10 protein-coding genes are annotated in these 15,288 nt (G+C 63.5%); 5 read left to right on the top strand and 5 right to left on the bottom strand.

The genetic code is table 11. From position 1 onward, the window contains the following. Nucleotides 1–190 precede the first annotated feature (190 nt). The 4 genes from M0D65_RS27545 to M0D65_RS27530 all read right to left on the bottom strand — a co-directional run bounded on the left by M0D65_RS27545 (nt 191) and on the right by M0D65_RS27530 (nt 6,066). On the bottom strand, nt 191–1,369 hold the full coding sequence (locus tag M0D65_RS27545) for an acetyl-CoA C-acyltransferase (RefSeq protein ID WP_266255394.1): 1,179 nt from the start codon (nt 1,367–1,369) through the stop codon (nt 191–193). 76 nt (nt 1,370–1,445) lie between these two features. Further along, on the bottom strand, nt 1,446–2,072 hold the full coding sequence (gene pncA, locus M0D65_RS27540; protein WP_266255393.1) for a bifunctional nicotinamidase/pyrazinamidase: 627 nt from the start codon (nt 2,070–2,072) through the stop codon (nt 1,446–1,448). Nucleotides 2,073–2,117: 45 nt separating this feature from the next. Continuing rightward, nucleotides 2,118–4,202: a 3-hydroxyacyl-CoA dehydrogenase NAD-binding domain-containing protein gene (locus M0D65_RS27535; protein WP_266255392.1), complete on the bottom strand. Its 2,085-nt coding sequence runs from the start codon at nt 4,200–4,202 to the stop codon at nt 2,118–2,120. 151 nt (nt 4,203–4,353) lie between these two features. Beyond that, entirely contained in the window at nt 4,354–6,066 is a 1,713-nt protein-coding gene (locus M0D65_RS27530) for a 3-(methylthio)propionyl-CoA ligase (protein ID WP_266255391.1), read from the bottom strand. A gap of 176 nt (nt 6,067–6,242) precedes the next feature. Between M0D65_RS27530 and M0D65_RS27525 the strand changes: the two genes are divergently transcribed. The 5 genes from M0D65_RS27525 (at nt 6,243) to M0D65_RS27505 (ending at nt 10,114) form a co-directional block, all read left to right on the top strand. Continuing rightward, the gene (locus M0D65_RS27525) at nt 6,243–7,799 is read left to right on the top strand and encodes a YdiU family protein (RefSeq protein ID WP_266255390.1); all 1,557 of its coding nucleotides are present in this window, start codon (nt 6,243–6,245) and stop codon (nt 7,797–7,799) included. A gap of 125 nt (nt 7,800–7,924) precedes the next feature. Further along, a complete protein-coding gene (msrB, locus tag M0D65_RS27520; RefSeq protein WP_091016647.1) occupies nt 7,925–8,344 on the top strand; it encodes a peptide-methionine (R)-S-oxide reductase MsrB in 420 nt (139 codons plus the stop codon). Between the two features lie 133 nt (nt 8,345–8,477). Continuing rightward, nucleotides 8,478–9,008, top strand: coding sequence for a septation protein A (locus M0D65_RS27515; protein WP_091016645.1), 531 nt, complete (start codon nt 8,478–8,480; stop codon nt 9,006–9,008). Between the two features lies 1 nt (nt 9,009). Continuing rightward, entirely contained in the window at nt 9,010–9,324 is a 315-nt protein-coding gene (locus tag M0D65_RS27510) for a BolA family transcriptional regulator (RefSeq protein ID WP_091016642.1), read from the top strand. 10 nt (nt 9,325–9,334) lie between these two features. After that, a complete protein-coding gene (locus M0D65_RS27505) occupies nt 9,335–10,114 on the top strand; it encodes a peptidylprolyl isomerase (protein WP_266255389.1) in 780 nt (259 codons plus the stop codon). Between the two features lie 1,018 nt (nt 10,115–11,132). Here the strand turns inward: M0D65_RS27505 and purL are convergent. Continuing rightward, entirely contained in the window at nt 11,133–15,218 is a 4,086-nt protein-coding gene (gene purL, locus M0D65_RS27500) for a phosphoribosylformylglycinamidine synthase (RefSeq protein ID WP_266255388.1), read from the bottom strand. Nucleotides 15,219–15,288: the final 70 nt, after the last annotated feature.

Here is a 15,288-nt window from a genome sequence, read left to right as displayed (position 1 = left end):
GGCCAGCGTTGCCGGTTGTTTCGATACGCTGGAGCCGCGCCTGCGGTGCGCCCCGGCAGCATCGCGTTCGAGCGGGTTCGATCACGCATTGAACGGCAAACCGTTCGCAGGCGGCGTCAGCGACCAGGTCGGCACCGGCTGTCCGGTGTCCTGGCCCGCAGTACCGCCGCATCGCAACACGCGAACGACTTCAGACGACTTCGAAGAGCCCCGCCGCGCCCTGCCCGCCACCGATACACATCGTCACGACGACAAACTTCGCACCGCGCCGCTTGCCTTCGATCAACGCATGACCGGTCAGCCGCGCGCCGGACACGCCGTACGGGTGACCGACCGCGATTGCGCCGCCGTTGACGTTGAGTCGTTCGTTGGGAATGCCCAGCTTGTCGCGGCAATAGAGCACCTGCACCGCGAACGCTTCGTTCAGCTCCCACAGGTCGATGTCCTCGACCTTGAGACCCGCCTGCTTGAGCAGCTTCGGCACCGCGAACACCGGGCCGATGCCCATTTCGTCGGGCTCGCACCCCGCCACGGCGAAGCCGCGGAAAATGCCGAGCGGTTGCAGCCCTTCGCGCTCCGCGACCGTCGCATTCATCACCACGCACGCCGACGCGCCGTCGGAAAACTGGCTGGCATTGCCTGCCGTAATCACGCCGCCGGGCAGCGCCGTACGGATCTTCGATACGCCTTCGAGCGTCGTGTCGGCGCGAATGCCTTCGTCGGCGGAGATCGTCACTTCCTTCGTGAACAGCTGGCCGCTCGCCTTGTCCGCGACGCCGGCGAGCACCGTCATCGGCACGATTTCGGCGGCAAAGCGGCCAGCTTCGAGCGCGGCCGCCGCGCGCTGCTGCGATTGCACGCCATATTCGTCCTGACGTTCCTTCGCAATCGAGTAACGCTTCGCGACCGTTTCCGCCGTCTGCAGCATCGACCAGTAGACTTCCGGCTTGTTCTTCGCGAGCCATCCTTCGGCCATCATGTGACGGTTCATCTCGTTCTGCACACACGAGATCGATTCGACGCCGCCGGCGACGAACACATCGCCTTCGCCCGCGATCACACGTTGCGCAGCCAGTGCGATGGTTTGCAGCCCCGACGAGCAGAAGCGGTTCACCGTCATGCCCGGCACACTGACCGGCAGCCCGGCGCGCAGTGCGATCTGCCGTGCGATGTTCGCGCCGGTCGCACCTTCGGGATTCGCGCAACCCATGATCACGTCTTCGACGCGGGCCGGGTCGATCTTCGCGCGCTCGACCGCAGCCTGCGTGGCGTGCCCGCCGAGCGTCGCGCCGTGCGTCATGTTGAAGGCGCCGCGCCACGATTTGGCAAGACCCGTGCGGGCGGTCGAAACGATTACGGCGTCAGTCATGGTGTCTCCTGCTTCCAATGTGAAATGAGGTTCGTCGCGCGTCCTGCTGGTTGAACAGCGAGACGCAGCGGCACAATCAGCGCAGCACTTCGGCAGCCTGTACGCGGGCCACGCCCGCTGCATCGAGCTGTCGCCATGCGGCGTCGAGCGAACCGTTAAGATCGATCGCGCGCGACGCGTCTTCGATCAGTGCAACGTCGAATCCGGCTGCGCGTGCATCGAGTGCGGACCACGCGACGCAATAGTCAGTGGCGAGTCCACAGCACCAGACACGCTGCGCGCCAATCTCGCGCAGATAGCCGGCCAGACCCGTCGAGGTGGTGCGATCCGCTTCGACAAATGCCGAGTAACTGTCGACCTCCGCGCGCAGTCCCTTGCGAATTACCAGTTGCGCATGCGGTATGTCGAGATCGCGATGCAGTGCGGCGCCCGGTGTGTCCTGCACGCAGTGCACCGGCCACAGTACCTGGTTGCCATACGGCAGCGCGATGCTATCGAACGGCTGGCGGCCCGCGTGATTCGCGGCAAACGAACGATGCGCGGCCGGGTGCCAGTCCTGCGTCAGCACCACATGCGCGAAGCTGCGTGCGAGCTCGTTCACGACCGGTACGATCTCGTCGCCGTGCGCGACGGCAAGCGCGCCGCCCGGCATGAAATCGTTCTGCACGTCGATTACCAGCAGCACGTCGCCTGCACCCTTCATCGCTGCACCTCGTTCGCCAAATTCGCGCGCCGTTCTCAGTTGCTTTTAGCTATTGAAACCGCGTCCCTGCGCCGCCAGATCGGCGATGCTCTTCGCGATCTGCCAGCCGTCGCCGTTCGCCTGCGCCGCATAGCGCCCGATGGCACGCTCGACGTTGTAGAGGCCAACAGTGTCCGCGTACAGCATCGGGCCGCCGCGCCACAGCGGGAAGCCGTAGCCGGTCAGGTACACCATGTCGATATCCGATGCCTTCGAGGCAATCCCTTCTTCAAGGATCTTCGCGCCTTCGTTGGAGAGCGCGTACACCAGACGTTCGACGATTTCCGCGTCGGAAATCTTGCGGCGCGTCGCACCGGTTTCCTGCGAGTAGCCAACGATCATCTCGTCGACGAGCTTCGACGGGTATGCGGTGCGGTCGCCCGCCTTGTAGTCGTACCAGCCGCCGCCGGTCTTCTGCCCGAAGCGGCCCGTCTCGCACAGGCGATCGGCGATCTTCGAATAGTGCAGGTCAGGATGTTCCTGATAGCGGCGCTTGCGGATCGCCCAACCGATGTCGTTACCGGCGAGATCGCTCATCCGGAACGGGCCCATCGCGAAGCCGAACTTCTCGATGGCCTTGTCGATCTGGGCAGGCAGCGCGCCTTCTTCGAGCATGAAGAGCGCCTGGCGGATGTACTGCTCGATCATGCGATTACCGATGAAGCCGTCGCACACGCCGGACACCACTGCGGTCTTGCGAATTTTCTTCGCGACCTGCATCACGGTGGCGAGCACGTCTTTCGCCGTGTCCTTGCCGCGCACGACTTCGAGCAGCTTCATCACGTTGGCCGGGCTGAAGAAGTGCATGCCGACCACGTCCTGCGGACGCTTCGTGAACGCGGCGATCTTGTTCAGATCGAGCGTCGAGGTATTCGAGGCGAGGATCGCCCCGGGCTTCGCGACTTCGTCCAGCCGCTTGAACACCTGCTCTTTCACGCCGAGTTCTTCGAACACGGCTTCGATGATCAGGTCGGCGTCTTTCAGATCGTCGTAGGACAGTGTCGGCGTGATCAGCGCCATGCGCTGTTCGAGCGCTTCGGGTTTCAGCTTGCCCTTCTTGACCGTGCCTTCGTAGTTCTTGCGGATCGTCGCGATACCGCGATCGAGCGCGTCCTGCTTCGTTTCGAGCAACGTAACGGGCAGGCCCGCATTGACGAAGTTCATCGCAATGCCGCCGCCCATCGTGCCCGCGCCGATCACGGCGATCTTGCGAAGCTCGCGCACGGGTGTGCTCGACGGTACGTCGGGAATCTTGCTCGCCGCGCGTTCGCCGAAGAATGCATGGCGCAACGCATGACTTTCCGGCGTCTGCACGAGCGCGATAAAGCACTCGCGTTCGAATGCGAGACCCTTGTCGAAGCCGTTTTTCACGCCGGCTTCGACTGCGTCGATACATTTATGCGGAGCGGGGAAATTCTTGGCGATGCCCGCGACGCTATTGCGTGCGAACTGGATGAAGCCTTCCGCGTTCGGATGCTCGATCTTGCGGTCGCGCACCTTCGGATGCGGACCCGCCTGCGCGCCGACCTTGCGGGCAAACGCCAATGCCGCTTCGGCCAGATCGCCCTGGACGACTTCATCGAAGAGCCCGCTGCTGGCGAGCTTCTCCGACAGCACCGGCGCACCGGACACGATCATGTTGAGCGCGGCTTCGAGCCCGATCGCGCGCGGCAGACGTTGCGTGCCGCCGGCGCCCGGCAGGATGCCGAGTTTCACTTCAGGAAGCGCGATCTGCGCGCCGGGTGCAGCGATGCGGTAATGCGCGCCAAGCGCGAGTTCCAGACCGCCGCCCATCGCAACGCTGTGAATCGCCGCGACGACCGGCTTCGCGCTGCCCTCGACCGCCTTGATGACGGTGGCGAGCGTCGGTTCCTGAGTCGCTTTCGGGGTGTTGAATTCAGTGATGTCGGCACCGCCGGAGAACGCCTTGCCGGCGCCCGTCAGCACGATGGCCACGATGGCCGGATCGTTCTGTGCCCGCTCGAGCCCTTCGACGATACCAGCCCGGGTCGTCAGACCGAGCCCGTTGACCGGGGGATTGTTGAGCGTAATGACGGCGACGCCGTCATGAGTCGTATAGTCCACTGCCATCTGTCTGCCTCCATGCCTCGATGCGAACCGGAGAAAGACGCGACGCGCTGTCGCGCCCCAACCGGATCATTGTCCGTCATTCGCGGGCCAGCAGGCAGGATACACAAAAAAGCACGCTCGTTCAATTCGAGCGCGCTTACAGTCGGATTTATTATCGCGGTGCAGGGTTTGCCCTAGGTTTGTCGGTCTCCTCATCGGTGAGCGGACAATTGTCGACGGCCAGCGCCGACGGCAGCACGTAGTCGCGGAACAGCTCGCGCAGCTTCAGCTTTTGCAGCTTGCCGGTCGCGGTGTGCGGCAGTTCGTCGACGAACGCGACATCGTCGGGGATCCACCACTTCGCCACCTTGCCGTCGTAGAACGCGATCAGTTCGTCGCGTGTCACGTTCATGTCCGGGCGCCGTACGACGACAAGTAGCGGCCGCTCGGTCCACTTCGGATGCGAGCACGCGATGCAGGCCGCCTCCGCCACCGCCGGATGCGCAATCGCGACGTTCTCGATATCGATCGAGCTGATCCATTCGCCACCGGACTTGATCACATCCTTGCTGCGGTCGGTGATCTGCAGGAAGCCGTCGCGATCGATTGTCGCGACGTCGCCGGTCGGAAACCAGCCGTTGATCAACGGCGAATCGTCCTTGCGAAAATACCGGTCGATTACCCACGGGCCGCGCACGTGCAGGTCGCCGAACGCAACGCCGTCCCACGGCAGGTCGCGCCCGTCTTCGCCGACGATCTTCATGTCGACGCCGTAGATCACATGCCCCTGCTTCTCGCGCAGCTTGCGTTGTGCTTCGGGCGGACGCTGCGACTGTTCCCACGTAAGCTTCGCGAGCGTGCCGAGCGGCGACATCTCCGTCATCCCCCAGGCGTGGATCACCTCGACGTTGTAGACGTCCTCGAACGTACGCAGCATCGCAGGCGGACACGCCGAGCCGCCAATCACCGTGCGCTGCAGCGTCGAAAACCGCCGGCCCGCTTCCTTCACGTAATTCAGCAAACCGAGCCACACGGTCGGCACGCCGGCGGAATACGTGACCCGTTCCGCTTCCATCAGTTCGAACAACGACTTGCCGTCGAGGTCCTTGCCCGGAAACACCAGCTTCGCGCCGGTCAGCGCCGTCGCGTGCGGGATGCCCCATGCGTTGACGTGAAACATCGGCACGACCGGCAGCACCGCATCGCGCCCGGACAGGCCCATCGCGTCGGGCAGCGAGGCGCCGTACGCATGCAGCACAGTGGAGCGATGCGAGTACAGCGCGCCCTTCGGATTGCCGGTGGTGCCCGAGGTGTAGCAGAGGTAGGAGGCAGCGCGCTCGTCGAGTTGCGGCCACGTGTACTCGCCGTCCTGGGCAGCGAGCAGCGTTTCATAGCTGAGCACCGGCGTTTTCATCGACGACAGATGCTCTGCAATACACGCTTCATCGCCCAGCGCGATCCAGCCGCGCACTTTTGGACAATGCGGTGCCAGCCCATCGACGAGCGGCGCAAAGGTCATGTCGAACAGCACGTAGCTGTCGTCCGCATGATTGATGATGAACGCGATCTGCTCGGGAAAGAGCCGCGGATTGATCGTGTGACACACGGCGCCGAAACCGGTCGGACCGTAATACGCCTCGAGATGCCGGTAGCCGTTCCATGCGAGCGTGCCGACCCGTTCGCCCGGTTGCACACCGAGTGCGATCAGCGCCTGCGCGAGTTGCTTCGCGCGTCGTTCGCAGTCGCGCCAGGTGTAGCGATGCACGTCGCCTTCGATGCGCCGCGAGACTATCTCCGTGTCGCCGAAATGCCGCGCGGCGTGCGCGATCAGCGACGACACGGTGAGCGGCACATCCATCATTTGTCCCAGCAACGGCGTCGTCATATGCGGGCGTCTCCTCGCCATGTTGTCGATTGAAGTATCGGGCCCGAGCCACACGATTCGCTACGCAGCCGCGCTCGCGGCACACCGGCAATCCCCGTCCGTATGCGCAGCGAATCGGCGTCCTGCGGGCCGGCAGGCGCCGCCTTACAATATCGGCTAACCCAGAGGCGCTCAACATGTCGTTTTCCCCAAGCAGTTCCACCCTGTCGGCATCGATGCAAGCCATTGCCGACGGGCTTGGCAGCCCGCGCGACGGCGCCTTCGCGCAGCTTGGCAGCCGCTTTCTCACGCGCCTGCCGGCGGCGCCGCTGCCGGCACCGTATGTCGTCGGATTTTCCGCGGATACCGCCGCGCTGCTCGGCCTCGAACCATCCGTCGCGGACGAACCGGACTTCGCCGAGCTTTTCTCCGGCAACACGACGCGCGACTGGCCGGGCGACGCGCTGCCTTATGCGTCGGTGTATTCCGGTCATCAGTTTGGCGTGTGGGCCGGCCAGCTCGGCGATGGCCGCGCGCTCGGGCTCGGCGAGATCGAACATGCGGGCCGGCGCTACGAGTTGCAGTTGAAGGGCGGCGGCCGCACGCCCTATTCGCGCATGGGCGACGGCCGCGCCGTGCTGCGCTCGTCGATACGCGAATACCTGTGCTCGGAGGCGATGCACCACCTCGGCATCCCGACAACACGCGCGCTCTGCGTGATCGGCTCCGACCAGCCGGTGCGTCGCGAGGAAATGGAAACGGCGGCTGTCGTCACACGCGTGGCACCGAGCTTCGTGCGCTTCGGCCATTTCGAGCATTTCTACTCGAATGACGATACCGATGCATTGCGCATGCTCGCCGATCATGTGATCGACCGCTTCCATCCGCATTGCCGTGAAGCCGACGACCCGTACCTCGCGCTGCTGAACAAAGCCGTGCATTCCACCGCCGATCTGCTCGCGCAATGGCAGGCCGTCGGCTTCTGCCACGGCGTGATGAATACCGACAACATGTCGATTCTCGGCCTGACGATCGACTACGGCCCATTCGGTTTTCTCGACGGTTTCGATGCGAACTACATCTGCAACCATTCGGACACGCAAGGTCGTTACGCGTATCAGCGGCAACCGCAAGTCGCGTACTGGAACCTGTTCTGCCTCGCTCAAGGGTTGCTGCCGCTGCTCGGCGGCCCGCACGACGAAGCCGTGCGCGGCGAGCGCGCGATCGAGGACGCGCAGCGCGTGCTGGAAGGTTTCAAGACGCAGTTTGCGCCCGCACTCGAAGCGCGGATGCGCGCCAAGCTCGGCCTCGAAAACGAACGCCCCGGCGACGACGCGCTTGCGAACCGCCTGTTCTCAATCATGCAGGCGAACCGCGCGGACTTCACGCTGACGTTCCGCCACCTCGCGCGGATCTCGAAGCACGATGCAAGCGGCGACACTTCGGCGCGCGACCTGTTTCTCGACCGCCCGGCATTCGATGCATGGGCGAACGACTATCGCGCGCGGCTGTCCGAAGAAACACGCGACGATGCGACGCGCGCCATTGCAATGAACCGCGTGAACCCCAGATTCATCCTGCGCAACCATCTCGCCGAAACGGCGATCCGGCATGCGAAGGAAAAGGACTTTTCGGAAGTCGAGCGGCTGGCAGCTGTACTGCGCCGCCCGTTCGACGAACAGCCGGAGCACGACGCGTATGCGGCGCTGCCACCGGACTGGGCGAGTACGCTGGAAGTCAGTTGCTCGTCGTAAGGCGCAAGTGCCGAGCCGTAGCACAGCCGTAGTACAGCATGACCGCGAACCTCACGAATATCGCGCGGAGTTGCCGGCAACGAGCCGGCCCGCGCTCTTCACCGTAGCTGGAGACAAGACCGACCATGAATCCGGACGATACTAAAGCCGACACCTACCCCGTCGAGAAAGACGACGCCGAATGGCGTAAGCAACTATCCGACGTCGAATACGAAGTGACGCGCCACGCGGCCACCGAGCGCCCGTTCACGGGCCGCTACTGGGACCACTGGGACCGCGGCATCTACGACTGCGTCGCCTGCGGCACGCCGCTCTTCGAATCGGACACGAAATTCGATGCTGGTTGCGGCTGGCCGAGCTATTTCAAACCGATCAACGGCGAGGTGATCGAAGAGAAGACCGACCGCGCGCATGGGATGCTGCGCATCGAAGTCCGCTGCAAGAACTGCGGCTCGCATCTGGGCCACGTGTTCGAAGACGGTCCGGCGCCGACGGGGCTGCGCTACTGCATCAATTCGGCTGCGCTACAATTCGACCCCAAGTAACGCGACCCGATACGCATGCCCTGCTGATTGATGGACTAGCGGGGCGCGCCGGACGGCGGTGTGCCGGACTGCGAGCCGATCGCCGTCCGCGCCCTTCACTCTTCGTTCATTCTCCGTTTTTCCCGACCCGACAATGAAATTTCTGTTCGATCTGTTCCCGATCATCCTGTTCTTCGTCGCGTTCAAGATATGGGGCATCTTCACCGCGACCGCGGTCGCGATCGTCGCCACACTCGTGCAGATTGCATGGGTGGCTTTCCGGCACCGCAAGGTCGACCCGATGCTGTGGGTAAGCCTCGGCGTCGTGACGGTGTTCGGCGGTGCGACGCTCGTGTTGCACAACGACACCTTCATCAAGTGGAAGCCGACCGTGCTGTACTGGGCGTTCTCCGTCGCGCTGATAGTTTCGCAACTGGCGTTCGGCAAGAACCTGATCGAAGCGATGATGGGCAAGCAGATTACGTTGCCGCATCGCGTGTGGGGGCAGTTGAACATCGTGTGGGCGATCTTCTTCGTGCTGCTCGGCATCGTGAACCTGTTTGTCGCCTATCACTTCACCACCGATGCCTGGGTGAATTTCAAGCTGTTCGGCGCGACCGGGTGCCTCGTGGTGTTTATCGTCGGACAGAGCCTGTGGCTCGCGAAGTACATGAAGGAAGAATGAAATGAATGAGACGAGCGAGGCGTTCCTGAACGCCGGTGCGGCCGAACGCATCGCGTTGATCGAAGCGCGCCTCGGTGCGGCGCTCGCGCCAGTTGTGTCGCTCGAGGTGCGCGACGACAGCGCGCAGCATGCGGGCCACGCGGGTGCATCGGCGGGCGGCCATTACAGCGTGACGATCGTCGCGGCTGCGTTTGCTGGACGCGCGCGCGTTGCGCGCCATCGCATGGTGTATGATGCGCTGGCCGACGCCATGCAGCGCGGCATTCATGCACTTGCCATCACGGCCTACACGCCAGAAGAATTCAATTCCCGTTAGGAAACTTCCGATGACCTTGAACAAAACCCGCGTCTGGGTATTGCTGGCTGCGTTTGCAGCTGCACCTGCGTTTGCGCAGAACATCGCCGTTGTGAACGGCACACCGATTCCGAAATCACGAGCCGACGCGATGATTGCGCAGCTCGGGAAACAGGGTCAGCAGGACACGCCGCAGCTGGAAGCCGCTGTGCGCACTGAACTGATCAACCGCGAAGTCCTGATGCAGGAAGCGGTTCGTCGCGGCATCCCGGCGCGTGCCGATGTGAAGGCGGAAGTTGCCGTGGCGCAGCAGACCGTCGTGCTGCGCGCGCTGATCGAAGATTTCGTGAAGAACAACCAGCCGACCGACGCCGAGATCACAGCGAAGTACAACACGCTCGTGAAGAATGCCGGTGGCAAGGAATATCACCTGCACCACATCCTCGTCGACAACGAGCAGCAGGCGAAGGACCTGATCGCGAAGATCAAGGGTGGTGCGAGTTTCGAGGCGCTGGCGAAGCAGTATTCGAAGGACCCGGGATCGGGCAAGAACGGCGGCGACCTGGACTGGTCCGACCCGAAGGCATATGTGCCGGAATTCGCGGCTGCGGCGACGAAGCTGCAGAAAGGTCAGATGACCGATACGCCGGTGCATACGCAGTATGGCTGGCACATCATTCGACTGGATGACACGCGGGCCGTTACGCCGCCGCCGCTGGATCAGGTCAAGCAGCAGGTCGTGCAGCAGATCCAGCAGGAGAAGTTGCAGGCGTTTGAGGAAGGTTTGCGGAAGAACGCAAAGATTCAATAGTGTTGATTGGCCGTCGGCCTGGTTGGTGTTCTGCCTAGGCTGGCGGCTTTTGCCTGTGCGGGCTGCTGTCTCTTGCCTGTGCAGGCGGCTTCTTGTTAGGGCCTCTCTTTTGCCTGTGCAGGCGGCTTCGATTTAGCGCCTCGCGGCGCAGGCGTTGCCCCTGTGCGGGGCGGCACCTTCTTTCTTTGCCGCGGCAAAGAAAGAAGGCAAAGAAAGCCGCTCGAGACGTTACCGAGTCCTTTCCGTGTGTAGCCTTCATGGCCCGCACCTAAGTGTCGCCCTCGCAACGACACGGTAGTGGTCCGAAACGAGATCACACCTCGCACCGCCAACGGCAGTGACAAAGCGCTCATCCGTTCCGGCGAGCTTCGCCGCCGATGGGCATAACGCCATTCGTTGCGCGCGATCCTTCTTCCGCAACGCTGCTCCCCCACCTCCGCTTTCTGCTTCTCGTTCTCGCTTACGCTCTATCAGCTGTTTTCGCGGTTGCGTTCTTCGGGCCTTCATCTCCGTCCGGCTATCGCCGTCCCACGTGGTCATCCGACTGCGATTTCGCTTCTGCCGTCGCTGCAGTTTTGTCAACTGCGCTCCTCAGTTTTCCTCTGCGATCCACCACCACCTTCCCATGTGGTCATCCGACCGCGAGCACGCAGTGCGAGCGGGATGAATGACTGCCTGGTCACTACCGCAGAAGGTGCGAGGGATGATCTCGTCTCGGACCACTGCCGTTTCAGTGCGAGGACGACACTTAGGTGCGGGCCACGAAGGCGGCACGCGGAAAGGACTCGGTAACGTCTCGAGCGGCTTTCTTTGCCTTCTTTCTTTGCCGCGGCAAAGAAAGAAGGTGCCGCCCCGCACAGGGGCAACGCCTGCGCCGCGAGGCGCCAAATCGCAGCCGCCCGCATAGGCAAAAGAGAGGCGCTAACAAGAAGCCGCCTGCACAGGCAAAAACCAAAACCGCAAAATCAAGGCCGCCGCCCCAGGCAAAAGCCAGCAGCCTGCACAGGCAAAAAACCCTTTACGATACCCACCGCCGCGCATTCTGAAACACCCGCATCCAGGGGCTACCATCAAGCCCCTTCCACTCGGACGGCGCCCAACTCATCTGCACCGAACGGTGCACCCGCTCCATATGCGGCATCAACACCGCAAAGCGCCCATCCGCAGTCGTCACCGACGTAATCCCCTGCGGCGAACCATTCGGATTGAACGGATACTGTTCGGTCGCCTGCCCGCGATGATCGACAAACCGCATCGACACGGCAACCTGCTTCGCATCGCCCTGCTGCGAAAAGTCGGCGAATCCCTCACCGTGCGCAATGGCCACCGGAATCCGCGAGCCTTCCATCCCTGCGAAGAAAATCGACGGCGATGCCTGCACTTCGACCAGCGATGAACGCGCCTCGAACTTCTCCGACTTGTTGCGAGTGAACTTCGGCCACGCCTCGGCGCCCGGAATCATCGATGCAAGGCTGCTCATCATCTGGCAACCGTTGCAGATGCCCAGCGCAAACGTGTCCTTGCGACTGAAAAATGCAGCAAACATATCAGCCAGTTGCGCATTGAAACGGATCGTCTTCGCCCAGCCTTCACCGGCACCCAGTACGTCGCCGTACGAGAAGCCACCGCACGCAATCGCTCCCGTGAAATCGGCCAGCGTTGCGCGCCCGGCCAGCAGGTCGCTCATATGCACGTCGTACGCGTCGAAACCGGCGCGGTCGAATGCATACGCGGTTTCGAGGTGCGAATTCACGCCCTGCTCGCGCAGGATCGCCACGCGCGGACGTGCACCCTTACCAATGAACGGTGCCGCCACATCCGTGGCCGGATCGAAACTCAGTTGCGGCGTCATGCCCGGATCGGAGGCATCGAGCAGTCCGTCGTATTCCGCATCGGCACACGCCGGGTTGTCGCGCAGACGCGAGATGCGCCAGCTCACTTCGCTCCACGCACGTTGTAGCTCGACGCGTGGCGCATCGTAGATCTTCTTCGCGTCGCGATAAATCTCGATCGTGTCGCGGTCGTTCAGCTTGCCGATCACATGCGAACACGCCGACAGCCCATGTTCGCGCAACGCAGCCAGCACCGCGTCGCGATCGCCGGCACGCACCTGGATCACTGCACCAAGCTCTTCGCTGAACAGCGCGCGGATCGTGCGATCCTCACGGCGGCCGCTCGTCTGCTTCGTCCAGTCTTTCGCGTCGCCGTAGTCCGATTCGTGATCCGGATCGAGCGTCAGCATGTCGACGTTCAACGACACGCCCACGTGTCCCGCAAACGCCATTTCGCAGACGGTCGCCCACAGGCCGCCGTCCGAACGATCGTGATACGCGAGCAGTTTGCCATCGAGGTTCAGCGCCTGGATCGCCGCGAAGAAGCGCTTCAGGTCTTCGGGATCGTCGACGTCGGGCACCGTATCGCCGACCTGCTGCGTCACCTGCGCGAGAATGCTGCCGCCCATGCGCAGCTTGCCGCGACCGAGGTCGATTGCAATCAGCACGCTGTCGCCTGCTGCATCGGCACGCTGCAGTTGCGGCGTCAGGTGGCGGCGCACGTCTTCAACCGGTGCGAACGCCGAAATGATCAGCGACACCGGCGCGACCACTTCCTTCGCAACGCCGCGGTCGTCCCACTTCGTGCGCATCGACAGCGAATCCTTGCCGACCGGAATGCTGATACCGAGCGCCGGGCACAGTTCCATGCCGATCGCTTTCACGGTGTCGTAAAGCGCAGCGTCTTCGCCCGGGCTGCCGCAAGCGGCCATCCAGTTCGCCGACAGCTTCAGTTTGTCCAGCGATGCGATCGGCGCCGCCGCGATATTCGTGATCGCCTCGCCGACCGCCATGCGGCCCGATGCGGGCGCATTGATGACTGCGAGCGGTGTGCGCTCGGCCATCGTCATCGCTTCGCCGCGGAAACCGGCGTAGTCCATCGTCGTGATCGCGCAATCGGCAACCGGCACCTGCCACGGGCCGACCATCTGGTCGCGCGCGGTCGTGCCGCCTACCGAGCGGTCGCCGATCGTGATCAGAAACGACTTGTTAGCCACCGTCGGATGACGCAGCACGCTCATCGCGACCTCGGGCAGCGCGACGGTCGTGACGTCGACCGGTTGCAGCGTTGCACTAACTCGCGTGACATCGCGATGCATGCGCGGCGCCTTGCCGAGCAGCACTTCCATCGGCATATCGACCGGCTGGTGCGCGTCGTCGTCGTGTAGCTCCGTGTCGATCAGTTTCAGCTGGCGTTCTTCGGTCGCAACGCCGATCACCGCGAACGGGCAGCGCTCGCGTTCGCACAGCGCTTCGAATGCGGGCAGATCGGCCGGCGCGATGGCGATGACGTAACGCTCCTGCGCTTCGTTCGACCAGATTTCGCGCGGCGACAAGCCACTCTCTTCGAGCTGGATCTTGCGCAGTTCGAACCGCGCGCCCTTGTCCGCGCCGTCGACCAGTTCCGGGAACGCGTTCGACAGACCGCCCGCGCCCACGTCGTGAATGCTCAGGATCGGATTGCGTTCACCGAGTTGCCAGCACGCGTTGATCACTTCCTGCGCGCGCCGTTCGATTTCCGGGTTGCCGCGCTGCACGGAGTCGAAGTCGAGTTCGGCGGTGTTGGTGCCGGTCGCCATCGAGCTTGCCGCGCCGCCGCCCATACCGATCCGCATGCCGGGCCCGCCGATCTGAATGAGCAGCGTGCCGTCGGGCAGATCGTGCTTGTGCGTGTGCTGATCGGAGATGTTGCCGATGCCGCCGGCGATCATGATTGGCTTGTGATAACCGCGCACGAGGCCCGCCACGTTCTGTTCGTACGCGCGGAAATAGCCGCCGAGGTTCGGCCGACCGAATTCGTTGTTGAACGCGGCGCCGCCGAGCGGCCCGTCGATCATGATCTGCAGCGGCGAGGCAATCCGGTCCGGCCGGCCGTACGCTTCGCCCTGTTCGTCCGGACGACGATGTACGAGCGGCTGCACGGCATCGCGGGCGTTTTCCCACGTTTCGCGTGCGTCGGGTAGATCGAGATTCGATACCGTGAAGCCGGCGAGCCCCGCTTTCGGGCGCGCACCGCGTCCCGTCGCACCCTCGTCGCGGATTTCGCCGCCCGCGCCGGTCGACGCGCCGGGGAACGGCGAGATCGCAGTTGGGTGGTTGTGGGTTTCGACCTTCATCAGTGTGTGCGTCAGTTCGACGTGGCGGCCGTAATGCTCGGCCAGCTCATTCACCTGCGCCCCCGCCTGCCCAGGCTGGCGCGGAAACCAGCGCTCGGCCATACCGCCCGCCATGATCGCGGAGTTGTCCGAATACGCGACGATCGTGCCTTCCGGATGCAGCTTCTCGGTATTGCGGATCATGTTGAACAGCGAGATGTCCTGCGCCTCGCCGTCGATCGTCCATTGCGCGTTGAATATCTTGTGGCGGCAATGCTCGCTGTTCGCCTGCGCGAACATCATCAGTTCCACGTCGGTCGGATTACGGCCGAGCTTCGTGAATGCGTCGACCAGGTAGTCGATTTCGTCGTCGGCGAGCGCGAGGCCCAGTTCGGTGTTCGCCGTTTCGAGTGCGCCACGTCCGGCGCTCAGGATATCGACGGTTTGCAGCGGCCGCGCCGGCAGTTCGTCGAACAGATGCAACGCGTGATCGCGCGACGGCGCGACGCTTTCGGTCATCCGGTCGTGCAGCGCCGCCGCCACCGCGGCGCGCGCTTCATCGGACAAGGTCTTCTTGCCGCCGAGCAGCCCCGTTTTCAGCGTCACCGTGTACTCGATGCCGCGCTCGATGCGCCGCACCTGCGCGAGACCGCAGTGACGGGCGATTTCGGTCGCCTTGCTGGCCCACGGCGACACCGTGCCGAAGCGCGGCACGACGAGAAACGTTTCGGTCGTACCGCGTTCGTTCGCGGCTTCGAACGGATCGCCGTAGTGCATCAGCGCTTCGATTTTCGCGCTGTCTTCGGCTGTCAGCGGCGTCTGTGCATTGACGAAATGCAGGTACTGGCCGCGCACGCCGGTGATACCGGCGTCAATGCCGGTCAGCGTGTCGAGCAGGCGGGTTTGACGGAAATCGGAAAGGGCCGAAGCACCGGGGAAACACGAGAAGTGGGCCATGGACTTGACGTTGGGTCGCGCAGTTGCGTCGCTTAGTTGCGTCGACAAGTCGCGCTTGCGGCGACCTGAG

Source organism: Paraburkholderia sp. CHISQ3, from assembly GCF_030464945.1.
Taxonomy (GTDB): Bacteria; Pseudomonadota; Gammaproteobacteria; order Burkholderiales; family Burkholderiaceae; genus Paraburkholderia; species Paraburkholderia megapolitana.
This window is presented reverse-complemented; position numbering and strand designations above follow the sequence as displayed.